This is a genomic window from Paenibacillus sp. LS1 (genome assembly GCF_026013365.1).
Classification (GTDB): Bacteria; Bacillota; Bacilli; order Paenibacillales; family Paenibacillaceae; genus Paenibacillus.
The window spans coordinates 329440-354547 of sequence record NZ_JAPDOE010000003.1 but is presented as its reverse complement, the minus strand read 5'-3'; the positions used below and the strand labels follow the sequence as shown (position 1 = coordinate 354547).

22 protein-coding genes are annotated in these 25108 nt (G+C 43.6%); 12 read left to right on the top strand and 10 right to left on the bottom strand.

Translation table 11 applies throughout. The features are described from left to right. Positions 1-43 precede the first annotated feature (43 nt). Complete coding sequence (locus tag OM416_RS16880) at positions 44-1009, bottom strand: YndJ family protein (protein WP_264931344.1); 966 nt, start codon at positions 1007-1009, stop codon at positions 44-46. A 152-nt stretch (positions 1010-1161) separates the two neighbouring features. Here OM416_RS16880 and OM416_RS16875 point away from each other — a divergent pair, with 152 nt between their 5' ends. Beyond that, entirely contained in the window at positions 1162-1830 is a 669-nt protein-coding gene (locus OM416_RS16875; RefSeq protein WP_264931342.1) for a DNA alkylation repair protein, read from the top strand. Positions 1831-2019: 189 nt separating this feature from the next. Here OM416_RS16875 and OM416_RS16870 read toward each other — a convergent pair whose 3' ends face one another. The 3 genes from OM416_RS16870 to OM416_RS16860 all read right to left on the bottom strand — a co-directional run bounded on the left by OM416_RS16870 (position 2020) and on the right by OM416_RS16860 (position 4715). Then, positions 2020-3060: a fibronectin type III domain-containing protein gene (locus OM416_RS16870; protein ID WP_264931340.1), complete on the bottom strand. Its 1041-nt coding sequence runs from the start codon at positions 3058-3060 to the stop codon at positions 2020-2022. A 325-nt stretch (positions 3061-3385) separates the two neighbouring features. Continuing rightward, entirely contained in the window at positions 3386-3931 is a 546-nt protein-coding gene (locus OM416_RS16865) for a DUF6199 family natural product biosynthesis protein (RefSeq protein WP_264931336.1), read from the bottom strand. A 157-nt stretch (positions 3932-4088) separates the two neighbouring features. Beyond that, positions 4089-4715: a hypothetical protein gene (locus tag OM416_RS16860; RefSeq protein WP_264931335.1), complete on the bottom strand. Its 627-nt coding sequence runs from the start codon at positions 4713-4715 to the stop codon at positions 4089-4091. Between the two features lie 443 nt (positions 4716-5158). Between OM416_RS16860 and OM416_RS16855 the strand changes: the two genes are divergently transcribed. The 5 genes from OM416_RS16855 (at position 5159) to OM416_RS16835 (ending at position 9668) form a co-directional block, all read left to right on the top strand. Continuing rightward, positions 5159-7282: a bifunctional metallophosphatase/5'-nucleotidase gene (locus OM416_RS16855; protein ID WP_264931333.1), complete on the top strand. Its 2124-nt coding sequence runs from the start codon at positions 5159-5161 to the stop codon at positions 7280-7282. Positions 7283-7504: 222 nt separating this feature from the next. Next, a complete protein-coding gene (locus OM416_RS16850) occupies positions 7505-8167 on the top strand; it encodes a hypothetical protein (protein WP_264931331.1) in 663 nt (220 codons plus the stop codon). A gap of 15 nt (positions 8168-8182) precedes the next feature. Then, positions 8183-8458 carry a hypothetical protein gene (locus OM416_RS16845; protein ID WP_264931329.1) on the top strand — a complete coding sequence of 92 codons (276 nt, stop codon included), beginning with the start codon at positions 8183-8185 and terminating at the stop codon, positions 8456-8458. A gap of 28 nt (positions 8459-8486) precedes the next feature. Beyond that, the gene (locus OM416_RS16840; protein WP_264931327.1) at positions 8487-9047 is read left to right on the top strand and encodes a DUF4303 domain-containing protein; all 561 of its coding nucleotides are present in this window, start codon (positions 8487-8489) and stop codon (positions 9045-9047) included. A gap of 279 nt (positions 9048-9326) precedes the next feature. Next, entirely contained in the window at positions 9327-9668 is a 342-nt protein-coding gene (locus tag OM416_RS16835) for a hypothetical protein (RefSeq protein ID WP_145150753.1), read from the top strand. Positions 9669-9751: 83 nt separating this feature from the next. On the opposite strand, the gene OM416_RS16830 is transcribed toward OM416_RS16835, so the two are convergent. Further along, complete coding sequence (locus OM416_RS16830; protein WP_264931323.1) at positions 9752-10474, bottom strand: YheC/YheD family protein; 723 nt, start codon at positions 10472-10474, stop codon at positions 9752-9754. A gap of 94 nt (positions 10475-10568) precedes the next feature. On the opposite strand from OM416_RS16830, the gene OM416_RS16825 reads away from it, so the two are divergent. The 6 genes from OM416_RS16825 (at position 10569) to OM416_RS16800 (ending at position 19145) form a co-directional block, all read left to right on the top strand. After that, on the top strand, positions 10569-10757 hold the full coding sequence (locus tag OM416_RS16825) for a hypothetical protein (protein ID WP_264931321.1): 189 nt from the start codon (positions 10569-10571) through the stop codon (positions 10755-10757). 172 nt (positions 10758-10929) lie between these two features. Continuing rightward, entirely contained in the window at positions 10930-12024 is a 1095-nt protein-coding gene (locus OM416_RS16820) for a bifunctional glycosyltransferase family 2/GtrA family protein (protein ID WP_169482594.1), read from the top strand. Further along, positions 12024-14315 (top strand): glycosyltransferase family 2 protein, encoded by a 2292-nt coding sequence (locus OM416_RS16815; protein WP_264931318.1) that lies wholly within the window; start codon positions 12024-12026, stop codon positions 14313-14315. Before OM416_RS16820 ends, OM416_RS16815 begins: the two co-directional genes overlap by 1 nt. Before the next feature lie 11 nt (positions 14316-14326). Then, a complete protein-coding gene (locus tag OM416_RS16810) occupies positions 14327-16180 on the top strand; it encodes a hypothetical protein (protein ID WP_264931316.1) in 1854 nt (617 codons plus the stop codon). Between the two features lie 320 nt (positions 16181-16500). Next, positions 16501-17640: a 5-methyltetrahydropteroyltriglutamate--homocysteine S-methyltransferase gene (locus OM416_RS16805; RefSeq protein WP_264931313.1), complete on the top strand. Its 1140-nt coding sequence runs from the start codon at positions 16501-16503 to the stop codon at positions 17638-17640. 290 nt (positions 17641-17930) lie between these two features. Beyond that, positions 17931-19145: a sensor histidine kinase gene (locus OM416_RS16800; protein WP_264931311.1), complete on the top strand. Its 1215-nt coding sequence runs from the start codon at positions 17931-17933 to the stop codon at positions 19143-19145. A 61-nt stretch (positions 19146-19206) separates the two neighbouring features. On the opposite strand, the gene OM416_RS16795 is transcribed toward OM416_RS16800, so the two are convergent. From OM416_RS16795 to OM416_RS16775, 5 genes are all read right to left on the bottom strand, one after another. Further along, on the bottom strand, positions 19207-20007 hold the full coding sequence (locus OM416_RS16795; RefSeq protein WP_264931309.1) for an ABC transporter ATP-binding protein: 801 nt from the start codon (positions 20005-20007) through the stop codon (positions 19207-19209). Further along, entirely contained in the window at positions 20007-21038 is a 1032-nt protein-coding gene (locus OM416_RS16790) for a FecCD family ABC transporter permease (protein ID WP_264931307.1), read from the bottom strand. The genes OM416_RS16795 and OM416_RS16790 overlap by 1 nt, the downstream gene beginning before the upstream one ends. Beyond that, positions 21035-22075, bottom strand: coding sequence for a FecCD family ABC transporter permease (locus OM416_RS16785; protein ID WP_264931305.1), 1041 nt, complete (start codon positions 22073-22075; stop codon positions 21035-21037). Before OM416_RS16785 ends, OM416_RS16790 begins: the two co-directional genes overlap by 4 nt. Then, entirely contained in the window at positions 22068-23144 is a 1077-nt protein-coding gene (locus tag OM416_RS16780) for an iron-siderophore ABC transporter substrate-binding protein (RefSeq protein WP_264931303.1), read from the bottom strand. The genes OM416_RS16785 and OM416_RS16780 overlap by 8 nt, the downstream gene beginning before the upstream one ends. 450 nt (positions 23145-23594) lie before the next feature. Further along, positions 23595-24686: a GntR family transcriptional regulator gene (locus OM416_RS16775; protein ID WP_264931516.1), complete on the bottom strand. Its 1092-nt coding sequence runs from the start codon at positions 24684-24686 to the stop codon at positions 23595-23597. Between the last annotated feature and the right edge of the window lie 422 nt (positions 24687-25108).

Sequence of the window (25108 nt, the reverse complement as noted above, 5' to 3'; positions counted from 1 at the left end):
TTTATGTGATCACTATTATAGCACGAACCTGACTAAACTACTCCTATGAAGCCGATTGGCTAGCCTTTTCCTTAATGAAGTCCATCATAAACACCCAACCAATCAGTCCACATAAGACAAAACCAAATGCATGCAAAGATCCATATATGGGAATAAAATTGAGTATGGTTAAGGAGTACATATTTTTCAGTAACGGATAGAAGATGGAAATAGCAACAACCGTGTAAAAGGCTAGGCAAGAAAGGCCCAAGAAGAAGGCTGCCTTAATATCCAAAGCGTTTTTCCTCAAGTAAGCCAGGAGATAAGCGGTGTAAACCACAATATTAGAGGCGAACAAAGTGACACCAATGTATTCAATTGGCTTGGAGAAAATCATACCAATAGCAATCAAGATTGGTCCGATGATATCAATGGCAACAACCCAGGGATACCAGCTTTTCTTCGTCATGATGCGTCCCAGTGCACCAATAAAAATCGGCACGATCGCAGATGAAAAATGAAAGTGAACCGAGCTTAATGCGTGCGTTGCAGGATTAGCTTGGAAAAGGTTCAATTGATATTGATATAAGGTAAACCAAATGCCCCCGATAAAAAAGTAAATGAGCCCAGCGCCAATCGCTATTTCCGCTGCTTTTCCTTTAGAAATCACAATCGTGGTTAAGCCATAGATGCCGAGCAACAGTGTGAACAGTAGCCATCCAAGAGAAAGAATCCCTGGAATTTCCGTACTTTCTACCCCCCACATCTTACTACTCATTACCGAGGCCAGGGTAAGAAGCGCAGCGGGAAATTGAAGCCATTTCATAGCGGCATAAATCAGTCGTTGATGTTTATTCTTTGCGTCATGGTTCAAAAGTAGAATCACAAGAGGTACATTTACGAAAGCCGCAAACAGTAGAAATTTCTCAACAAGTTCGAATTGAAAGTAATCCAGATAAAATATAAGAATAGTTATAATTCCACCGGGAAACGTGGGTGATTTCTTTAGTTGTTTCAAGGAACTATTCATGGGGTTTCCTTTCTAACTATGTTTATCGTAATGGCTGCCTGCATCCAGTTGTGTAGCATTCTTAGTATAGCAAGGCAATTCTCCTTTTAGTAGACTAACACATTTATTTGGAATTATTATGAAGTAGCGCTTTAATAAAGGAGTTGTATCAAATGAATAATAATAAAAGTACAGAAATGAAATGCTCTTCAAAAGCAGAGAACATTCTACAACAGATCAATAGTAAAACTAAGCTAGGCGACTTACGAAAAATCGCGAAGGACATAAAAAAAGATCACGAACTAGCTATGGAACTTTGGTCAACAGAAGCGTTTTTGCCCAGACTATTAGCTATTTTAATTATGGATAAAAAACTTCTCTCACAAGAAGTGCTTAATAAGCTTGATAAGGATATGCAGACTCACACTTTTGATGAGCGAAATAATTTAATGGATTGGTTAATGGCTAATCAGCTCACCAAAGACAAGAAGACCATTGCATTGATGGAGTCATGGGAAGATAGCCCTTCTGCTCTTCAAAGGCGAGCTTTCTGGTATTATCAAGCACGATTGAGATGGACTGGACAAACGCCTCCTGATAACACCGAGAACTTACTATCTGCAATTGAAGCTAATATCACGCAGGAAGAGCCGGAAGTTCAGTGGGCTATGAATTTCATTGCAGGCTGGGTAGGCATTTATGATCAAAAGTATCGTGCTCGTTGTATTAGACTTGGTGAGAATACAGGTCTTTATAAAGATGAAATGGTATCAAAGGGCTGTACTCCTAATTATTTGCCGGAGTTCATTGCGATTGAAGTTAACAAACGAAATAAGAATTAGTTACCCCTGATATATTCATTAGCGTTTGATGTGAAAATAAGAATTCAAAGCCTCAACTTGAAAAGTTCAATCCGTAACAAAGTTTTCGTCTGTCGCAATTATTATGTAGGTTTCGGTAGCCCAGTATGCTCTCGCATAAGAAAAAAAGCAGGAGACTATAATTAGTCACACTGCTTTTTTAATATTTATTTATTTTGTGACTGGAGTGTATTCATTCACTTCAAATGTAATGATTTTATCAAAGATGATGTAGTCTTTTCTACTATTGAATTGTCCAATGTTATTTTGGAGTTTATTGATTGCAAACATGATAGGTCCGGTACCAGCTGCCTTTTCTTCATACCATTTAATAAAGGCATTTACATCCGTCATAGAGAGATCATACTCTTTTTCTAGACCTGTATTAAAGGTGATTTTAAAGATCGCTCTTTCTATCGCTATTGGGGCTTGTGGCGTAGCAGAAGCTTGGTTTGAAGGTGCACCTTCTCCATTTTCATTAACGGCAGTAATCTCGTAATAATACGTGGTTCCATTGGTAACATTGACATCTGTATAGGTAGTCGAAATTACAGTTGCAATCGTTTCAAATGGGCCACCAGAAGTGAGTGAACGTTTAACGTTATATGTATCTGCATTAGTTACTGAAGTCCAGTTAAGATCAACCTTAGCATCTTCAGCTTGTACATTTAGAGTTGGTGAAGCGATACCTTGATTAATCAAATAACCGGTTTGATCAATATCAATAGCATCTAGAACCCAACGCTTTGTATCAGTAGATTTTATTTGAACAGTATGTTTACCGGATTTCAAATTTTCCACACCGAACACGAGAGCCTTATTAATTGGTGTAGCTGTTCCAGAAGAATTAGCTGGAGAATAATCGACTCCATCAATTGTAACAATCAATTTCGTTGTGTAGTCCTGATACATTGTACCAATTATTCTTAATTGCGTACCATAAAATGCGAATGTTACAGTTTGAGAAGAATTCGTGGGGTTAGTTGGGATGAAATGTAACGTATTACCAAAAAAATTAGCACCAGTGTCTTCTATCCACTGACCGCCATTATACGAAATTTTTTTGTCAGTATCATCAATTCTTTGCCATCCCGGTTCAGCAACCGATAATTGCTGACCAACTGTTGCAGCCGATACACTTGAACCGAAAAATGACGAAACTAAAATAAGTAAAGCTATAAAACCTAAAGTAACTTTTATTTCTTTAAACATTGATATACCTCCAAAACTAGTGTTTTATTAATAAATTTATAGTATCTTGTGTAGGAAATATTGTCTAAACATAACATGGAATATTATGTAAATTTTGATCGTTGTGATTAAAAAGCATAATTTATAAATAAAACAACTCCGCTAGACACGATAGACTGAACGAGAACCGTTAACGAAATTTTCTGTAGTTACTTGCTGCCTTACATATTTCACAGTATCAAATTGCGATTCACGTTTCCTCGCCTATTAGCTCCGAATTATCTGCATATGACAAACAAAAAAGAACCGCACTGGGGTGAGATTCTTGAAAATAATACTGACACTACTAATCACTATAATATGTGTGAATCCAAGTTTTTAACTCTTCACTCATTATTTCAAATTCCTTTTCAGTAGCCATCGGATGCAATTCGATTCCTCCAGAAGGTCCGAAAATAACGATTTCTAGGCTCGTTTCGTCTGTAAATGTAATTTTTCCAGCATTGTTCGATCCAATCACATTACCTGCATCAAAAGGTCTAAGTTCTGCATCTTGTATCATTTGGATAACCGTATTTTTTTCTTCCTCGCTTAATATGGAGGGATTACTCATGCCGATACTGATTTCTTTTACTTGTCCTGCATCAAGTTTCTCTTTAAATTGTTCTGCCCATTTGCTGTCCGCTCCGCTTCCTGTGGAGCAACTTGAAACAATCAGTATAAAACCGATAATCACAAACACAATACCTGAGATCCGTCCGGTACTTAGTGCTAAATCACTTGGCTCCGCATCTTTAAACTTCCATCCCAGTCGTACATACCAAGCAAAGTAAGGCCAAATAGCCATAATTAATCCTATGATTAAGACTAAAACACCTATAATTCCTGTCAAAGAATCACATCCTATATATGTTAATTATTCTATTTACTACGATAAATACTTGTTAAAGTTTCTTGTATGTAGATATCCATTGCTACACATCAGCAATCTATCAACCTCCTTGGAAAACAAAAAAAGAGCCGCGCATCACGCGGTTCTTCATCTGATTTTAGCGCCCGCCTGTATTCGAAGCCCAGACAGGAATCCAACTGTTAGGATAATAGTCATTGGTCAGGGTTGTGTTATAGAGAACTAAATTCCCATCACTTTGCATGACCAGTGTGTCACCCGTTGTGTTAGTCGGTAAGCTATTTCCGTGATGACCTGGAATCCATGATGTTGTATTGGGAGACCATGCAGCTACCTGTACAGAAGTATCAATCATCAAAACTTTATCCCAACCCCAACCGGTGTAATATTCGAATTTACCAGTAGCCGGATTGAAACCAAAACGATAACCATATTGATAAACATCTTGATATTTCATGCCATATTTATACATGACAGGTTTCCCATATTGTGGTTCAAACTTGAACGTGAGAGCCCCACTGTTACTGGTACCGCTACTCCAAAGAGAAGAACCATTTTGATAGATAACAAAATTCCCGTCATTCTGCCAAATGGCTGAAAATCTACCATCTTGGGAGGTGAGATAGTCACCTTTGGCCATGTTTTGGCCGATTGTGAGCTTATCTCCGATATAGCCGGCAGAAGCCGTCGCTGGTACAGCAAATGCCAGAATCAACAAGCAAGCCATAAGAATTCGAAAAGATCTAGGGAAAAGTTGTTTGATCATTGGACACGCTCCTATGTTCTTTATAATGGTTAACGCTAGCCCCAATTGGTGGAAGACGGGAACTAAGATCTACATTGCTCCCAACGGTCACCTCCTTTAATAGAAAGTGTGAAAATTTTTGATACCTATTATGTAATGGGATGTGTGCTTTTTAGGAGAGAGGGAAGCTACGTATATGCTTGTTCTTTAGTAGCGGACTTGCATATTCAGGCGAAGTAACATACTTTATTTTCCATTATATCAACTAGAAAATATAAAAGCCATATTTTTCTATAAAATTCCGAATCTATCACTTATGTCTAATGCATCATAGCCTCTCGTCTACATCTTCTCTATCAATCTCCCAACTTTTTTACATCTATTTTATATATTTTATGATTTTTATGAATTGAACTATGGTAAAATATCTCAGGATCTAAAATTGGAGAGGGGTTTTTTCATTCATGTCTTGGAAAAAAGTTCTGGGCAAAAGCACCATTCGTATCGCGACTACTGCACTATTACTCACGCAACTATTTGGCGCAGCAGGTTCTGTCTCTGCCGCAGGTAACGATGTAGAAGTACACTTGATTGGAATCAATGATTTTCACGGTCAGTTAGATACCACATCAATCGTGGGTGATAAGAAGGCAGGAACGGCTCCAATTCTAGCAACCTATCTGAAAGAAGCTCAAGCCAAATATGAACACTCCCTACTCTTCCATAATGGAGACTCTGTTGGTGCATCTGCTCCAGTCTCATCACTTGATCGTGACGAGCCTACCATGGAATGGATGAATATGATGGGATTTGATGTAGGCTCCTTGGGTAATCATGAATTCGACCAAGGTGTCGCTGCTTTGAAGGCACAGATCTTTGGTGGCCTTGATCCAAAAGAAGGTAAGGTAACACATGCAGGTGCAAAATTTGATTACGTCAATGCAAACGTCATTGAAACTGCCACTGGCAAAACATTGATTCAGCCTTATGTGATCAAAGAAGTGGGTGGAGTCAAAATCGGATTCATCGGACTAGTGACGAAGTCTACCCCTGCTAAAGTATCGCCATCGGGTACCGCTGGTGTGCGTTTCTTAAGTGTAGAAGAAGAAGTTGAAGCTGTTAATAAATATGCAAAAGAGTTGCAAGATAAGGGTGTAGAAACGATCATTGTGTTGGCGCATGATCCAGCAACCACCAAAGAAGGTGTAACTACTGGAGAAGCGGCTGACTTGGCAAAAGCTCTACCAGCAGATTCCCCTGTTGACGTTATCGTTGCAGGTGACAATCATGCTTTGGCTAACGGTGAAGTGAATGGCAAGTTGATCGTTCAAGCTTACTCATATGGTACGGCATTTGAAGATATCAAGCTGATGATTGACCCTGCTACCGGGGATGTAACTGAAAAATCAGCTACGATTACAACGACTTTCCAAGAAGGTGTAAAAGAAGACCCTGAGACGTTGGCTATTATTAAAAAATCATTGGACAAGCATCCTGAGCTGACGAAGCCAGTAGGTACAACGGATGGTTCTGTTACTCGTACAGATGCTTATAATAATGAAGCTCCTCTAGGTAATCTGATTGCAGATGCCATGCGTCAAGCAGACTTTGGTGATAAAGCAAGCGTTGCTGACTTTGCATTTATGAATCCAGGTGGTATTCGTGCAGATCTGCCACAAGGCGATGTGACCTTTGCTGATCTTGCTAAAATCCAACCATTCGGCAATACATTAGTGAAACTGGAGCTGACCGGTGAGCAGGTTAAAACCTTGTTGCAACAACAATGGGGAACCAATGCTGACGGTACACCCAACACCAAAACTCTGCAAATTTCTGGTTTGAAATATGCTGCGGATTTCAACAAGCCAGTCGCAGAACGCATTACTGGTCTTAGTCTGGAAGATGGAACAACGATTGATCCTGCAAAAACATATACGGCTGTAGTTAACAACTTCATGGCCGCAGGTGGGGATAGCTACAAAGTGCTGCTGGATGCTAAATCATCCCTGGCAGGCCCTATCGATCTGGATGTATTCTACCAGTACATCGTAGATACGTATAAAGGCGGTAGCATTGAAGCTAAAAATGAAGGACGTATCACAAATGTGGCTGCATCTACTGAGCAAACAGAAACACCTGTAACGACAGAGGTCATTTCTCGTGCTGAATTTGTAAGTGCTCTGGTCGATATGTTGAAACTAAACGAAGTCGCTACAGCACCTGCATTCAAGGATGTTGCTGCTAATGCTGCATATGCAGATGCGATCGCTGAAGCTACGCATGCTAGATTCATTCAAGGTTATGGTGGAAACTTCTATCCTGATCGGGATATTACGCTTGAAGAGGCTGCTACCATTCTTGCTAAATTGGTAAACGATCAAGCTTCTGATAAAGAAGCTGCTACGATCATTGCTGGTTTCGAAGATGGCAAAACGGTGTCTAAGTACGCGATTAAGCCTATGGCAAAACTGATTGATAAAGGTATTCTTGGTGGAACAGATAAAAAATCGCTCCAACCTAAACAAGGTCTTTCTAATAACGATGCCAAAGCATTGATTGAGAAAGCTGTTGCAGCAAAAGCTTCATAATATAGGAATTATTCAAACCTTATATTAAACAGGAAAACACATCCTATCGGGTGAATGAGCGTTCTTCTTAAACTAGGAGAATGCCATATCCCAATTAGGATGTGTTTTTTTCATTTCAGAAATTCAGGTGTAAAGTAGGTAGACTCAGCGAAAGTAAACACTATAATGGAAATAAGATACATTTAGAACGGATTTTGTTGCAAAAGAAACTCTTAGATCACGATGAGTCTTGGAAATCTATCTATAAGGTGTGGTGAGCGAAAAAAAATGGACAAATTAAAGAACAGTGGATTCTATAAACTGAAATTCTTCATAACTCCTGAAGAGTTTAAAAGCCTTCTACAGCTTTTGGAGCAGAGGCAAGTGCAATTCTTTCGTACGAATGCTGCCCGGACAGAATATGATTATAATCAGGTGTACGAGACGTATCAGATGTTCTATCAGTATTATGTGGCAAAAGAAAAGAGAAATGAGGTTAAACCCCTCTTTGTTTACTCGATATCAATTTCGTCAGATCAAGAAGCCTCAGGATTTTTTGTGAGAAATGAAGGTGTTTCTTTTCCATATCACGGACAATGGGCAGAGGATGAACTGCCGTGTATCCTACTTTCATTTCCGAAAGGTTTTCAAGTTAATGTGGAAGACGAAAAAGGAAAGTACTATATGTATGAGGATATCCGGGACCATAAGCCGCTGACCTATGCGTTTTTCGATGAAATAAGAGACTCTATCAAAAAAATGACCAAACCCCTCCGCTTCTCAGCCCTTGATGCTGATGCGATGAAGGAACAGAAGCCCTCTGTGCGTATAAGCCATGATGCAATGCACGACTTGAGCGAATCGTGGATATTCAGTAAATATGGACTTGTGATTCATGGCAAATAGGAGGGGGCCGAAACGATGTTCGCCCTAAAGATTATCTGTACCTGGGTACTGCTGGCTGCCTCATGTTCCGCAGTATGGTGGAGCTTCAGAACAGAAAAGCTTATAACGATCTCATGGTTGGCGTTTCTACTACCCGCTGTCTTTCAGCTCGCAATCGCTTTCCGGATCGGTCCAAGCCAAGCGAAGTCAATCATTGTGTTCGGTTGCATCAATCTGGTGTTGGCTGCCCTAGTGGGTGCGGGTGTCTGGTACTTAGTTCAAATAGCCAATTCATATCGAAGCGGCCGATGAACGACGAATGGAAAGGAGAACTCTAATCATGAAGCCAATACAAGAAGTAGAGACACTGGCCATAGAGATCGCTGCTGCCGCCAGAACGTCTTTTTGCACTCTTTTTGAAAATGGTGAACGGTACTATTATTGTACGCTATACACTACTGGCGAAGGACATGCGCCAAGCATCTCTGCTTGGTCGTGGGAAGCTTTAGAGTTGGAGTCGGCTAGGCAAGCAGAGGAAAGTGACACGCCGGTATCAACGATGGCGGAACTCATCAAATGGTCGTATGCGGATTCGCCCTATTGTTGTTTTGGGGATGATAACTTTGACGGTGTCAAACAACAGTTTAACGAGCGTCCTTTCATTGCGGATTTGGAGATTGATGATTGGAATCGCGAGTTAGATGTGAGGCTGAAAGCCATGGAGCTGGCGATGAAAATGCTCGATGATGAAGGCATATTTGCCTTAAACCAAATGCGAGAATCCGTATGTGTGCTTGTTGAAGTCATACCACCAGATGAGAACAATACTGAAATTGCCTTACGTTTGAATCGGGCGGAAACTCCGGCTATGCAAGCATGGTTGGCGGAGGCAGCAGAATAGGGGCATCAGGAGCTTTACTACGAAGCTCACAAGGCGTACATACGACTTAATCTCGGCAATCTTATTGAATCGGAAAATAGTAGACGATCCAATTTTCCAAACCACCTTTTTACATTAAAAGGTGGTTCTTTTTCGTGCTTGAGCTCCGACATCAGAAACTCCCACTTCCCCCTCGACCACCGGACAAACGTACTTTTTTCTGCCTTGTCCACATTTATACCTCACCAAAACTATTTAATTGCATTTAATAGACTATCAATAAAAAAGGAGGTTTTGAGAATGGGAAATAGAAGACCTGGAGCACCTAGAGGTGGTTACGACCCCGTTCAGATTTTTAACTCTACTTCGTTTAATGCGTATGGTGGAGTAGAGTACGCGTCCATCTTTTGTAGTAACGATAGTTATAGTGTTCAGCGTGACCAGACTTGGAGATCTTCTGGCCGTGGAGTCTGCCTGGTAACCAGAATCACCGCAACAGTTAGAACGCCGAGTGGTAATATTGAAGCAGAACCGTATACGTCATCTGGTACTTCGTACAGCCAGTTCGCCATTATACAGGTAGGGGTAAATCAGTTCCGAGTGACACGTGTTACAAGTGCGACTAGAAACTGCCGGAAATAACCGAAGCAGGTCAATATCGAGATTAGCTATCAAAAATGAAGAGACGACTTGCCAGGATAGAAGGCAGGTCGTCATTTTTCGCTTTAATGTTCCTTGTACCATAATATTCTGCGGTGCATCGAGGAGTCTTTCATAAGCCGGAAAGGGCGCAAATCCGGTTGATAATTTCCTTCGATTATCCAGATTCGCCGTTTCTTGTCGACGGCTATATCGAACCCGACTTGTCTAATCATGGGGTAATGCTCACCCAATCGTTGGGCAGCTAATCGTGCAATTTGTTCGGCTTTGGCAAGCAAAAGCCGATCTCCTAATCGAGCTAATTTTAGGGCCTTAAGCACGGGGATGGTGCGCTTGTTCACATTAGTGACTAGATATCCTTGGGCTGCAACTTTAGCGTAGGAGCCTGTCACGTTCCAAGTGGACGAGGAGCCTTTTTTACGCTGGACCATGATCCGAATGTCGAACGGCTTTTGTTTAATTTGAGCAAGCTGCAGACGCTTTTGGACAATATATTCATCACTTTTGATTGTTTGTTCGAGCCATTCGAGTAACTGCTCGTTGTCTCTCATGGTGACCGTTTTATTTTCATTTTGAATAAGATAAGCATTTGCACCGCTTCGTTGAATGAACAGGATATCCTTTCCGTAACTGCCATTGCGGGGCTTTAGTACAACGCTGGGATATTGAAGAAGCATCTTCGTTAACGTATCCTTCTCAAGCAACTGTGTTTCTGGCAACCGTGCTACGAGAGAGGGCTCATCGCGCAGAATGCCATACTGCAACCATTTGTCTCTTTCGAATAACATTGGAATCACAGCCTTTTTCAATCGTCTACGGTAATTCTAATTCAAATTCGTGATCCGCATAAGCGACCATTCGTCTAGATTTGTAAGTCCAAGCATGTACAATCGGTCGATGGAGACGGAAGATGAACTATTAGGAGAAACGACTGCATTCTGGGGAGGCGTTCATTCACGCTTCGAGTGGCTTCTCGACACACAGGCGCAATTCTATCATCACCGTGGACAACTGCATGCCATGCTGGTACATGTGCTGAAACGAGAGCCGAATGTGCAGTTATTTGAGTAGTGCTAGACTAACGTTTGACTAGTATTTTTCACCTATATATGAGTACATATAATAATACAACTTTTTTACCAGTAGGTTACAAATTTGCTCGTTTACTGACCCCCCTTTCGATGTTATACTCACAATATTCCAAAAGAATTTGTGAAAATATGTCGAATTGAGGCTCATTAGGATGATTAAGGGTAAACAAAACGGCGAAACGATCATCCTCATTCCATCGCTTGAACCGGATGAGAGACTTCCAGCCTATGTACGGCAATTGCGAGAGTATGGCTTGACGAATATTGTTATTGTGGACGACGGATCTGGTGAGGCTTACCAGTCAATTTTCGAGGAGCTCCGTGAGAACGGTTGTGCTCTGTTGACGCATGCGGAAAATCAGGGGAAGGGTGCAGCACTCAAGACCGGATTTGAGTATATTGGAAAGCAATTCGATGTATCTTCCTTCGTCGTAACCGCTGATTCAGATGGACAGCACGCAGCGGAAGATGTATACCGGATTGCTCAAGAAGCCAGGCTTCATCCGGACTCATTGGTTCTCGGTGTAAGGAATTTCAGCGAGGGGAACATACCTCCAAAGTCCCTGTTAGGCAATCGGATGACCTCCTTTATTTTTGCCATGCTGTATGGTAAAAAGCTGTCGGATACCCAGACTGGGCTTCGTGCTTTCGGTCCGGGGTTACTTGCGTTTATGCAGGATGTTCGCGGCACTCGATTTGAATATGAGCTACAGATGCTCATCTCGTGCATTCAATCTGGAATACCGATCCATACCATGCCTATTCAAGTCATTTATGAAAATGGCAATGCGGGTACTCATTTTAAAGCGATCCAGGATAGTGCCCGGGTCATGGGGGTGTTGTTCTCCAATTTCCTGCGGTTCATTTCATCGTCGGTGGCCAGTTCGGTTGTCGATTTGGGTATCGCCTGGTTTTTGATCGACGCGTTGCGGCCCGTGTTGGGTGAACAGCACTATTTAAGAATTCTGCTGGCAACCGTGATTGCGAGAATTATTTCTATTGTAGTCAACTATGTACTGAACAGACACTTTGTATTCCGCAAGGAGGATAGCCAAGGAAGTCTATGGCGCTATCTCACGTTATGCGGAGTGGTGATCTTACTTTCCAGTACCGGCGTATATATATTCCATACCGTTCTCTTCGTAGATGAGAAATTGGCGAAATTCGTCTGTGATGCCTTGCTGTTCCTGCTCAGTTTCCAATTGCAGCGAAGATGGGTATTTGCAGCAAGGAGGAAGCAGCTGTAGTGCAAAACGAAAAAAGACAGAATATCTTTTTTATCATCACGATGATTCTGATGTCGATTTATTTGGTATGGCGTACGTTCTTTACGTTGCCATGGGGTGAAGGCGTTCTGAACGTCATTTTCGGTATGCTGCTGATTGTAGCTGAAACGGTCACCGTACTGACAACCTTTGAATTATTCTTTCAAAAGATGCAAAAAGAACGTACACAGCTCGACTTTCCAACCGTTCCGCCGGAATATTATCCGGATGTGGATGTATTTATCGCTACCCATAATGAGCCTGTCGATCTGTTATATAAAACCGTTAATGCCTGTACGTTCATGGACTATCCGGACAAGCAGAAGGTTCATATTTACCTCTGTGACGATGGAGCAAGACCTGAGGTGGAGGAGCTTGCCAGACAATTTGGTGTCGGATATCTGGGGTTCCCCGGAAATAAGGATGCCAAGTCTGGTAACCTGAACAATGCACTGAGTAAAAGCTCTTCTCCGCTCATTGCCACGTTTGATGCAGATATGATCCCACAGCATACCTTTCTGATGAAAACAGTCCCTTATTTCCTGCTCTCCACGTTCATTAAGGAGAATGAGGAATGGCGTCTTCGCCGAGAGGATGAAATGGATCCTAAGTTCAAGCTTGGTCTGGTACAGACTCCACAGAGCTTCTACAATCCAGATCTATTCCAGTTTAACCTGTATGCAGAGCAAGGCATTCCGAATGAACAGGATTTCTTCTCCAGAGAAGTGAACATCCTGCGTAACGCCTCCAATGCGGTAGCCTACACAGGAAGCAATACGATCATTTCCCGGCAAGGCATGGAAGACATCGGAGGTTTTCCGCTGAATACGATCACCGAGGACTTTGAGACAAGCATCCGCTTGCAGCAGGAAGGTTATATTACCTATGCGACTCAAGAGGTTCAAGCTGCCGGGCAGACGACAACAACAGTTAAGAGCATGATTAAGCAGCGGATTCGTTGGGCAAGGGGGATTATTCAGAGCCTGCAGAATACGCGTGCACCCATATCTGGAAAGCTCCCTTTCTGGACGAGAGTGACCTACTTAAGCAGTTTCTTATACTGGTGGTCCTTCTTTAACCGTTTGATTTTCATTTTGGCGCCTATTTTGTTTGCGTTATTCGACTTCCAGATTGTGAACACAACCTTCTGGCAAATCTTAATTTTCTGGCTTCCATCCTATTTCTTCTACAGTGTATCCATGCGATATCTGTCCAGTAATATTCGGAATCAGCGATGGAGTCAGGTTATTGATACCATATTCATGCCTTATCTGATCTGGCCGGTTCTCCTGGAGACGCTGGGCATTCGTGAGAAAAAATTCAAGGTTACCAACAAAAGCAGAGCCAATGGTCGGCAGTGGATGTCTGCGCTGTTATATGCACTTCCGCATATCTTCTTGCTTTTGCTTTCCATTGCAGCTGTGATTCGGTATGTCAATGGAAAGTATGGCATTGCGCTCTTCTTCAGCAGTATCATTATTTTCTGGCTGATTCATAACATGATTGCGCTATGTTACGCCCTGTTCTTCATGGTCGGCCGCCGTGCGTATCGGGAGACAGAACGGATTCGGGCACAGGAGGATGTTACGATCTACGACCAAGCTAACAATCTGCGATATCAGGCCAAAACGGTTGATGTATCCGAACAAGGTATTGCCTTCTATGTGCCTTATCCTATTTACTTGGCTGAACAGAAAATCATCTCTCTGATCGTGAAAACCGATCGGTATGAGGCCAACCTCGATGCAGTCATCGTTTATGTGAAACAGGATGGAGAGGGCTGGCGTTACTCCGCAACGGTTCAGCCGATTGATGAGAATGATAACCGCCAATATATGCAAATTATCTATGACCGTAAACACTCGTTGCCAGAGCAGATGAACCTGTGGGATACGGCTTATGACGATATGCTTCGTAATGTGAAAAAACGTATTGTTCAACCCCGATCGGATCAGCGGAAAATGCCGCGACTTTCTCTTCAGCTTCCAGTTCATTTCACCAATGATGCTGGCTGTACGCTGCGCAGCTTTAATTATCGTTTCTTTTCCGCGACGGGTTTCCATGGTGACATTGCGGCAGGAGCGGTCGTTACTTTTTATACGAAGAGTGATATTGAAGTCATTTTGAAACATACGGGAAAAACGACAGCCCGTGAGCGCGAGGTGCTTCTCTCGGTGGAGAATATCGATGATATTGTGGAGAAGGGCCTGATTGACCAATTGCTGACTGATTTGATACAGCCACATTCCGATCGTGCCACCAGAGAGGGTTAGGAGAGATAAAGATGCTCATTGTGCTTCATTTTGTGATGGGAGTTTTATTGATATTCTCCTTTCTTGGTTATATGCAGTTTGTACGGAAGACACTTTCACTACGTTGGGAGTTTATCCCTGTATTCGTGTTTTCCTCGATTGCCTGCCTTGTTTTTCTGAGTGGTTTGGCAGGGCAGCTCTTCACGGGCAGCCTTGTCATTCTGATTGCAGGTTTGCTTTTGTATGGGCGGAGGTTGTTTCTCAGACTGCGCCAAGGGGCATCATTGCGTATGTCCTTTTCCATATTCCAATTTTCATTCCTGGCAGGGACTTTCGTTTTCTTGCTGGTACTCTTTCAGAACCAATTAACTCACTACGATAATTTCTCCCACTGGGCTATCGTATTGAAGCAGATGCTGAGTACAGATGCCTTTCCGACGCCAGACTCTAGCCTGATTGATTTTAAAAACTATCCGCTGGGGACTTCGTCATTTATTTATTATGTCTGTCGCTTCATGGGGCACTCCCAGTCCGTGATGCTCTTGGCACAAGGTCTGCTTATCTTCTCCTGTTTTTATGCCATGTTCGGCATCGTTTCGGAGAAGAAACGTTTTCTTTTGTACGCTTTTCTCGGACTTGGGTTATCTACACTTTCATTTTTCAATCTTACGATTCGGATCACCAATCTGCTTGTAGACTTCTTGCTTCCGATTTACGCGCTCGCGATCCTGGCGGTGATCTACCAATATCGGAATGAGATCAAAAAGGCATGTATTGTCGTTCTTCCGCTTGCGGGATTGCTGACCATCATCAAAAGTACGGGTATTATTTTCGCCGCCATCGGCCTGATCTTTCTGGTATATACATGGCTAAAACATAAGCAAAAGTTCAGTTGGAAAACAGCACTCGCTGTAGTGGGCACGATCTGTGGTGCACTTATTCCCTACTTCGGCTGGAGCTGGAGAATGGCAACGGTGTTCCAAGGCATCGATAACAAGTTCGATGTCGCTACTTCGGGGATTCAGGCCGGCAAAACGCCGGAGCAGATGCAGGAGATTCTGTGGACTTTCCTGAAGGCCAGTACGGATCTGACGACCCGACCCGTGATCGGGATTGTTATTTTCCAACTTATCGCGATCGCAGCTTCTGTATTTGCCATCGTGGTGCTTAAGAAGAAGTGGAACTTATGGAAAGCACTAATTGCGCTGGACGTTGTTCTGTTACTGTACTATACAGGCATTCTGGCGTTGTACCTCTTCTCCATGCCACTGGATGAAGCGATTGTCCTAGCTGGCTTTGAGCGTTATGCATCGAGTATCGTGGTGCTGTTCGCCGGTGGGCTAGTGTTGTGCGCTGCGATCGACCTGGAGCGTTCATTCCACTATCGGATTGGTGAAGTGCCTGATTATCAATCCTTTAAGACGGTTGAGACGAAGGGGCATTATCAAAAAGGAATTATTGGTTGTATGGCGGTAGCCGCCACCATTCTTTTGTCCGAATACAATGGTATCGTCTCTATCGCCCAAAGCTATGATACAACGCTCCCTTACAAGATTCATGCGGTTACTGGTGATCGGTGGTACTCAGGTGGGCAGGAGGATAATAACAGATATCTCTTCTACGCCTCAGACAGGGACCAGCAGGTCACAAACTATTACATGCAATATGTAGGGAAGTATTTCTTGTATGCTCCACATGTGGACGGGATCGTGTTGTTCTATGAGGACAATATGAACAACCTGCTGAGCGGCTACGATTATCTGGTGGTCGTGGAGACGGATCTCAATGCCAAGTGGTTACTGAAAAAGCATTATGGCATAGACATGCAGGAGGGTATCTACAAAATCACCCGTTCCGGGGATCAGATCGTTCTTACTTTGACGTGAGATCATAGGTGTTGAAATCCTGTTCTGATCATCAGGTCAGGTAAGATTAGATTGAGTACTTGAATCAATTTCATAACTCACTAAAAATGGATTTTTGTAACTAGATATAGACAAAATGAACCGTTTTGATCTATATCTAGCCTTCATTGAAGCAGCTAAAGGTATTATGAAATTGATTCACTTGATTATTATATAGACTCTCCTTAAATATAGCCCGTTATAGCTAATAACTATAACGGGCTATAACTCTTTCGTAGAACGGTTATTCCGATCGGATATGTTATATTTAATCAAATAATGATATACGGGGAGATTAAACTATGAGCATACAAACAGAACCTAAACAGCGAACCGTCACTCCATTTCGATATGATATTGTTGGTAGTTTCCTGCGCCCGAGTGCGTTGAAAGATGCCAGATTAAAATACCAGAACGGCGAAATCACCGCGGAACAGTTGAATGAAGTAGAGAACGCCGAGATTGTGAAACTCGTACAAAAACAAAAAGAAGTTGGCCTTCAAGCGGTAACCGATGGCGAATTCCGCCGCTCTTGGTGGCATCTGGACTTCTTCTGGGGACTGGATGGTGTTGAGCGGACAATCATTGATGAGGGCTATCGATTCAACGGTGCGACATCCAGACCGGAAACAGCTCGCCTGACCGGTAAAATTAGTTACAGCAGTCACCCATTTGTAGCACATTATGCCTTCTTGAAAGCTGCGGCTGGCGAAGACGTTGTTGCTCGTCAATCCATCCCAGCAGCTGCACAGTTCCTGTTCGAATTGGACCGGGCAGAGAACAAAGAAAGTACACAAGCTATCTATCCGAACCGCCAAGAGCTTCTCTCGGACATTGCCGGGGCGTACAAAGCATCCATCCTGGCCTTCTATGAAGCTGGCTGCCGCAGCATCCAGATTGATGATTGCACGTGGGGCGCACTGTGTGACCAGCAATTCATCGCAGTGATGGAGCAGATTGGCGTCAATGTGGAAGAGTATGCAAACGAACTTGCAAAACTGAACGAAGAAGTGGTATCCGGCCTGCCGGAAGACCTCGTGGTAACGACCCATGTCTGCCGCGGTAATTACGTATCAACATTTGCAGGAGTCGGTGGCGGTTATGAGCCGATTGCGCAGACACTTCTGAGCATCGATAACTACTCTGGCTTCTACCTGGAGTTCGATACGGAACGGGCTGGTGATTTCAAGCCACTTCGTTTCCTGAAGGATAATCAGCAGGTGGTGCTAGGCCTCTTCTCTTCCAAATTTGGAGAGCTGGAGAACAAGGAAGATATTCTGAAACGGATCGAGGAAGCCAAGCAATATGTTGATCTGGATCGAATCTGCCTGAGCCCGCAATGCGGCTTCGCTTCCACGGAAGAAGGTAACCATCTGACCGAGGAACAGCAATGGCGCAAGCTAGCCTTTATTAAGGAAATTGCTGAAGAGCTCTGGAAGTAACCTTCGTACCGTCATTCATCATTCACGTATGTGTTATGCATAAGTAAAATAAAACGTTAATTCAGCCATACGGACTATCTTCCGTATGGCTTTTTAGTGTAATCCTCTTTTTTAGTCGATGCTAATGATGCTGTCTCAAGCTAATCACCAATTTGATCAGAGCCCATATATGCAGGCCGTTAAATAAGATACAATGATACTGTAGAAAGCGGAAAACGGCATTCAATAGGGGCTTCCAAGAGGGTCTTGCCGCATACCTATGTCTAAATCCATTTAGAAGTGGTGAATTCATGAAAGAATTGCACAGTCAGATGAATCGCAAAACGTATTATATATCAATGCTTACGATCATTGCTCTGATGCTATCGGGACTAGTCCTGTCTACAACCGAATTGAACGGGGTTACGGTGGGGTATGTGGTTCATTGTCTATGCATAACCGTTCTGACCGTATGTTTATTGCTGTATCCCAAGGTAGAGACGTTTCCCTTCAGATTAAGCATCATTCTAATGGGGTTTGCATACTTCTATACGCTTTCTTTTTTGTATCCTCAGTCGTGGACAACCTATATCCTTATTTGTCTTCTTCCGGCTCTGGCCATCTTGTTCTATGATCTGAAATTATTCTATTTATCGCTGATTCTAAATGGAATTTTGATTCTCATTACGTTTGGTTACAATCTTCTGTATAACCAAGAGAACGAGTATGCATATATACATACGGATGTGGTAGGCAATTTTATTAATATTATGGGAAGTCAGGTCATTTTATTTCTTATTTTTCATCTGACCTTTTCTCGAATGAGAAAGCAGGAACTTTATTTTGAGCAACTACAACAATCGGAGAGATTGAAGATGATCGCCCATTTAACTGCTGCCGTTGCACATGAGATTCGTAATCCAGTAACAGTTGTGCGAGGTTTTTTGCAGTTGTATCGAGAAGATGCCTCTTTTGAGCAACCAGTGAGGAATAAGTTTGCCTTAATGATTGATGAACTCAATACCGTCGAGCAGGTGACCTCTCAATTTCTGACTCTTGCCAAACCGAATAGAGAACTGAGACCAGAGAAGGTGGATGTGAAGGAGGTTCTTGAGGGTGTGACAGGTCTGCTCAGCTCCTATGCGATGTTGTCGAATAAACATATGGAGGTACAGGTGGAAGAGGACTGTATAATTCTCATTAATACCATTGAGTTCAAGCAGTTACTGATCAATCTTATCAAAAATGCACTGGAAGCTTCGGATGCGGGTACAACCGTCCAAGTAACAACGAAGAGAGAGAAGCAGTGGGTGGAGATGAGAATAACGGATCAGGGAAGTGGTATGACAGAGGAAGAGGTGAAGTCACTGGGGACACCGTTTTATTCATTGAAAACGAATGGGACGGGACTGGGATTGATGATCTGCTACAATATCGTGGAAAAGTATGAGGGAACGATCGAATATCACAGCGCCAAAGGTCAGGGGACCTCGGTAACTATTCGCTTTCTAGCTAAAACCGATTAGACCAAAATAAAATAGCGACAGTTAGGACAAAGAGATCTTTGTCGCAACTGCCGCTATTTGTCTATTTCGCATGATATCGCCCTTTAGGCACCACCATCGGTGATCCCGAAACGGGGTCTTCAATAACCGTACATTCCAATCCGAAAATGTCTTTGACCTGTGGGGCGGTTATCACCTCTGCGGGCTTGCCTTCAGCCACAAGTTTTCCGGTGTGAAGTGCAAAAATATGATCTGCATACCGTGCCGATAAGTTGATATCGTGCAGTACCATTACAATTGTCGTCCCATGTTTACGATTCAGCTCAGTAAGCAGGTCCAGAATCTCGACTTGATACGTGATGTCCAAGAAGGTCGTCGGCTCATCGAGAAAGAGGATATCCGTCTGTTGCGCCAGCGCCATGGCAATCCACACACGCTGACGTTGTCCGCCTGAAAGCTCATCAATATTGTGATTGGCAAACTCGGTAATGTTCATAATGGTCATGGCTTCGGCCACAGCCTCATAATCCTTCTTGCTCCATCCGCTGAACAAGGATTGGTGTGGGAATCTTCCACGGCCAACCAGATCCGCTACTGAAATGCCTTCCGGAACAATAGGAGACTGCGGAAGTAACCCGATCACACGAGCCAATTGTTTGGGCGGGATCTTGCTGATGGCTTTGCCGTCCAGCGTAATGCTGCCGGATGTAGGCTTAATGAGCCTGGCCATCGTTTTCAAAAGGGTAGACTTACCGCAGCCGTTAGAGCCAATAATGACGCTTATTTGGTTGCTCGGTATAACAATATCCACACCGTGGATAATCGTTTTATTTTCATATCCGGCAACGAGTTGTTTCGCTTCAAATACATGTGTCGGTTTCATTATAACTCCCCCTTACGATTCATTCGGATTAACAGGAAGATCAGATACGGTGCTCCGAGTAATCCGGTAATGACGCCTACGGGGAATCTGTACTCAAAAGCAAACTGTCCGATGAGATCTGAGGCAAGAACCAGATTGACGCCAACCAGACCTGCCGGGAGAATGTTCGAAGAGCCAACACCTACGAGTCTCTTCGCAATAGGTCCCGCAAGGAAGGAGACAAAGGCAATCGGGCCTGTAGTGGCGGTAGCAATGGCAACCATGCAGACCGCACTCACAATAAGCGCAATTCTGGTCTTATCCGTGTCTACGCCTAGTGAAAACGCCGATTGTTCTCCGAGTTCCAATATACTAAGGTGTTTGCCGAGCATCATGATGATGGGTGAGCAGATTAGCACGGTAATCACGAGAGGTGGTAGTGCACTCATCTGAGAGCCGTTCAGACTACCTGTGAGCCATCGGATTGCGGCAGGGATATCCTTTTCAGAACTAACCAGTAGGAGATAGGAGATGACCGCATCAAGCATGGCTTGAATACCGATCCCGATCAGTATTAACCTTCCGATGGAGAATATTTTTCCTCTGGAGAGTACATAGATGAACAACACCGTAGCCAGACCTGCAATCACTGAAGCCAGGGAAACAATGGCTCCGCTTGCATGAAGCACGACGATACAAAACACAGCCGCAGCGCTTGAACCTGATGTGATCCCGATAACATTAGGATTCGCCAGCGGGTTCCGCAACATGGTCTGGAAGGTATAACCTGCAATACCGAAGGCAAATCCGGCAAAGAGACCTGTAAGCATTCTTGGTAGACGTATGGTATTTACGGCAAAAGAGACACCTTTGATCTTCTCTCCCGAAAGGGAGCTGATGACATCTTTAACCGGATAGATTGTGTTGCCGAGCAAAAGCATGGCACAGCAAAGAGCACATGCAAGTATGGCAAGGAGACTGGTGACAAGTATCCAGCGGCGACGTCGATGACGTCTGCCCGCCATAATAAATTCAATCGATTGATCTCTCATAATGAACGCACTTTCGATCGCATCGCGAGGATGATTAATATTGGAGCACCTATAAATGCGGTGACGACACCGACTTCAAGCTCTCCGGGGTTGCTGATCAGTCTGCCGCCGACATCGGATATCGTTAGAATGATTGCTCCAGCTACGGCTGACATGGGTATGACAAAACGTAAGTCGGGGCCCAGTATAAGGCGTATGACGTGGGTAGACAGCAATCCGATGAAACCAATAGGTCCAGCCAGTGCAGTAGCTGCTCCGCATAATAGAACCCCTGCAAGGGCCGCGATGAATCGAAGTGTCCCTGTTCGCACACCGAGTCCTGTTGCAACATCGTCACCCAAAGCCAGCGCATTCAGAGCCGGAGCTGTAAGAAACGCAATGAATATGCCGATGAGCAGGAACGGGATGAATGTACTGATTCCACTCCAGGTTGCCGATCCTACGCTGCCCACCTGCCAGAACCTGAACTGGTCCATGACATACGAACGAGGGATCATAATGGCGGTGACGAGTGAGGAGAGCGCGGCGCTGATGGCCGCTCCGGCCAAAACAAGCTTAATGGGCGTGGCTCCGCCACGCCCCATTGAGCCGATTCCGAATACGAACACAGCCGTTATTGCAGCTCCGGCCAGTGCCAGCCAGATATATTGATTGGCGCTGCTGATGTTCAGGAATGCAATACCCATAACCACAAACAGAGATGCCCCTGTATTGACTCCCAATATACTTGGGTCGGCAAGTGGATTCCGGGTAACGGCTTGCATAAGTGCTCCTGATACGCCGAGTGCTAGCCCGCATAACAAGCTGAAGACTGTTCGGGAGATCCGTTTGCGCACGATGTTTGCCCCATAAGAGTCTACTTCCGGGTGAAATAATCCGTCGATTAACTCATGAAACCTCACGGGTCTAGAGCCAAAGACCAGTGAGGCAATCATAGTTGCACCGAGCAGGATAAAACAAATCACTAACACCAAGATGAAGTTCTTGGGGACATGTGCACGTATTCGGTTTTCATTCGGAACCGATGTACTATTCATTGATTTTGTCGATTGCTCCACTAATTAATTTCAAATAATCATCGATTGTGTAGGAAATGGAAAGTGGGTTTGGCGTTCCAGCAGCAACCAAAGGTGTGTCTGCTTCAATGAACGCTACAGAACCACGTTTAACCGCAGGGATTTTACCCAGCAACGGATCAGCCTGAATGGCTTTCAGCAACTCGGCATTTCCGTATCCAACGAGGATATCAGCATCATTAAGGGCTTCAGCATTCTCTGCACTTAAGCTCAGGGAGTAGCTGTTAGGGTCTGTAATTTGGCTTGTGATACTTTCTGGAATAACCAATCCTAGCTCACCCAGGAAAGATACACGAGAATCTACAGGTGTATAGATATGAAGTTTGGACATATCTTCAGCGGAGAAGTTAACCCAAACTACTTTTTTGTCTTTGATCTGAGGATATGCAGCTAATTTTTCGTTAACCATAGCCTCCGTATCTTTGATCAGTTGCTCGCCTTCTGCTTCCATACCCATACCCTTCGCATTGAAAGAAACCTGCTCGCGCCATGTCGTTGCCCATGGAGCCGTTGGGTAAGCTACAACCGGAGCAATTTCACTAAGAAGATCGTAGTCTTCCTGAGTGATACCGGAGTATGCTGCAAGAATAACATCTGGGTTGGAATCGGAAATCGCTTCAAAATCAAGACCGTCTGTATCTTGGAAAACGTTCGGGTCGGTTACACCGAGTTCATCGAGTTTCTTCGCAGTCCAAGGCAGCAGTCCGCTGTCATCCTGAACACCAAAGTTAGCTGCCGAGAAACCTACAGGAACTTGTCCAAGAGCGAGAACGACATCTTGGTTCGCCCATTGTACTGTAGCTACACGTTCAGGCTTTTTCTCAATAACCGTTTCGCCCAAAGCATGTTTAATTGTAATTGGATATCCGGCATTCTCATCTGTAGCGGCTGGTGTTTCGGTAGCTGCTGTGTCACCTGCAGCAGGAGTTGCTGCTGGCTCTGCAGTCTTACTTCCACAACCAACTAATGCCAGGATAAAGACTAGTGATATCAGTAACGCTGTTAATGGAAACTTTCTCTTTGTATTCATGTGTTTCCCCTTCCTGAATCGTAAAATGTATTTGGTAGTGCTGAACATCCTGGTTGAACAATTACATCCGTTGGAATGCAAAAAGTAGATATATAAAACGTTTTATATATCTGATAATGATTATCAACATCAATAAATATATCTTTTTATCAAAGGCAGTGTCAATGAAAAAATTGTAAAGGGTTATATCATATTAGGGCTACATTTGTTAGGGAGGTATTCTAATATCCGTTCTTAACTGAAAAATGGAGAAGAAAGGCGTCCTTGTAAGTCTGGTGAGTGATGAAGCGGATCAGACGAAGTAGTTTCTGTTTGAGAAGATGTTATGTACGAATTCCTCATTATATTGAACAATAACAAAGAAGGCCGCAGATAATTCTGAGGGCCTTCTTTAATTTATACTGGAAAAAGATCGCTCGGTAACAACTTACCGCCCGTCCCGCAACAATATTATTCTACTTCGATCTCCTTCACCGTCTCTCCCTCAACCAGCACGGGCTGATAGTAGGTGTTCGTGGGCAGATCCTTTTTGCCTTGCAGATTCTTGATCACCCAGTCGGCAGCATCGCGGCCCATTTGCTCTTGGGGGTGGGTTAGTGTTGTAAGCCTTATGTTGGCGTTCTTGGCGATGTACGAATTGTCCTGTCCAATGATGGATAACTCATCCGGGATCGAGATGCCGAGTTGCCTACAGGCGTGCACGACCTCCAGTCCCACCTCGTCGTTATAACAGACGATCGCGGTGAGCGAATCCCTGTTTTCGTCCAGATACGCTGCTACATTGGAGGAAAGTTCTTGCTTCGATGCGGTATCAAAGGAAAGCACTTGCTCAGGATGGAACCGTAACTTTGCTTCACCGAGTGCTTTGATGTATCCCTTCATCCGGTACTTGCCTTGCAAATCATCCATTTTCGCAATAATACCAATCTGGGTGTGGCCTTTGGCGATTAATTCCCGAGTGGCAAGATAGCTGGATTGCACGTCATCCAGACAGAAGAACGGAACCTCCAGCTCTTCATAAAACGCATTAATCATCGTAAACGGCACATCCTGCTCTTTGAAGGAAAGATAGTATGCAATGTTTGGGTTGTACAGATTACTTTTGGTCGGTTCGACAATCAGGCCATCCACGCCGTAGGAGAGCATCATTTCAAGTGCTTTTTTCTCTTGTGCCACATCATTATTGGTGCTGGCCAGCAGTAACGAGTAGTTGTCCTCATTCAGACGACTCTCAATGCCGCGGATAATGGACGGAAAGATGTAATCCGAGATGTATGTTGTGATCACACCGATCGTTTTCTTCGACGTATGGCCGCCTGATCGTGATCGATACTGATTACTAACGTAAGTTCCTGAACCCTTTTCGCTTCGTAAAAACCCTTCGTTTGATAACTCCAAAATAGCCTTTCGCACCGTCTGGCGACTTACGTTGTAGCTATCCTGTAATGCCGACTCCGTAGGGATCTGCTCGCCTATGCTATATGTCCCCGAAAGGATATGACTCTTTATATCATCAATGATGACCTGGTATTTTGGCTTCACGTAGTCCACTTCTTTCATCGTTACTCATCTATATCAACGTTGTTGTTCAAATAGTTGTACGTACATATTTTAGCATGATTCAGTTTGAATGCATATAAAACAGCACATTTTTTGAAATAAACCGTACATATCCGGCCTTTTTAGATAGAGGTGTACCTTACAGCATAGCCGATTTATAACTATTTAAGACCTTTGAATATTCAAATAGAGTGCAATATACACACTTTGTAAGTATAACTCTTATATATTATTGACAAATGTACGTACAAAAAATATACTAAGGCTGTCAGAAAAGGAAAGCGCATTCTTTGAAAACACAACAGGAAGCATTTATACAAAAATTCGTGATTAGTCACTGCCATGAGTAGAAGCTTCAATTTATATATGCATCCTTTGGGATGTGAAATCGCGACCGGAGAGGG

What these genes read in the sequence shown, in the direction of transcription:
- OM416_RS16880 (WP_264931344.1), bottom strand. Translation starts at nt 1,009, where the DNA reads ATGAATAGTTCCTTGAAACAACTAAAGAAATCACCCACGTTTCCCGGT.
- OM416_RS16875 (WP_264931342.1), top strand. Translation starts at nt 1,162, where the DNA reads ATGAATAATAATAAAAGTACAGAAATGAAATGCTCTTCAAAAGCAGAG.
- OM416_RS16870 (WP_264931340.1), bottom strand. Translation starts at nt 3,060, where the DNA reads ATGTTTAAAGAAATAAAAGTTACTTTAGGTTTTATAGCTTTACTTATT.
- OM416_RS16860 (WP_264931335.1), bottom strand. Translation starts at nt 4,715, where the DNA reads ATGATCAAACAACTTTTCCCTAGATCTTTTCGAATTCTTATGGCTTGC.
- OM416_RS16855 (WP_264931333.1), top strand. Translation starts at nt 5,159, where the DNA reads ATGTCTTGGAAAAAAGTTCTGGGCAAAAGCACCATTCGTATCGCGACT.
- OM416_RS16850 (WP_264931331.1), top strand. Translation starts at nt 7,505, where the DNA reads ATGAGTCTTGGAAATCTATCTATAAGGTGTGGTGAGCGAAAAAAAATG.
- OM416_RS16845 (WP_264931329.1), top strand. Translation starts at nt 8,183, where the DNA reads ATGTTCGCCCTAAAGATTATCTGTACCTGGGTACTGCTGGCTGCCTCA.
- OM416_RS16840 (WP_264931327.1), top strand. Translation starts at nt 8,487, where the DNA reads ATGAAGCCAATACAAGAAGTAGAGACACTGGCCATAGAGATCGCTGCT.
- OM416_RS16835 (WP_145150753.1), top strand. Translation starts at nt 9,327, where the DNA reads ATGGGAAATAGAAGACCTGGAGCACCTAGAGGTGGTTACGACCCCGTT.
- OM416_RS16830 (WP_264931323.1), bottom strand. Translation starts at nt 10,474, where the DNA reads ATGTTATTCGAAAGAGACAAATGGTTGCAGTATGGCATTCTGCGCGAT.
- OM416_RS16825 (WP_264931321.1), top strand. Translation starts at nt 10,569, where the DNA reads ATGTACAATCGGTCGATGGAGACGGAAGATGAACTATTAGGAGAAACG.
- OM416_RS16820 (WP_169482594.1), top strand. Translation starts at nt 10,930, where the DNA reads ATGATTAAGGGTAAACAAAACGGCGAAACGATCATCCTCATTCCATCG.
- OM416_RS16810 (WP_264931316.1), top strand. Translation starts at nt 14,327, where the DNA reads ATGCTCATTGTGCTTCATTTTGTGATGGGAGTTTTATTGATATTCTCC.
- OM416_RS16805 (WP_264931313.1), top strand. Translation starts at nt 16,501, where the DNA reads ATGAGCATACAAACAGAACCTAAACAGCGAACCGTCACTCCATTTCGA.
- OM416_RS16800 (WP_264931311.1), top strand. Translation starts at nt 17,931, where the DNA reads ATGAAAGAATTGCACAGTCAGATGAATCGCAAAACGTATTATATATCA.
- OM416_RS16795 (WP_264931309.1), bottom strand. Translation starts at nt 20,007, where the DNA reads ATGAAACCGACACATGTATTTGAAGCGAAACAACTCGTTGCCGGATAT.
- OM416_RS16790 (WP_264931307.1), bottom strand. Translation starts at nt 21,038, where the DNA reads ATGAGAGATCAATCGATTGAATTTATTATGGCGGGCAGACGTCATCGA.
- OM416_RS16785 (WP_264931305.1), bottom strand. Translation starts at nt 22,075, where the DNA reads ATGAATAGTACATCGGTTCCGAATGAAAACCGAATACGTGCACATGTC.
- OM416_RS16780 (WP_264931303.1), bottom strand. Translation starts at nt 23,144, where the DNA reads ATGAATACAAAGAGAAAGTTTCCATTAACAGCGTTACTGATATCACTA.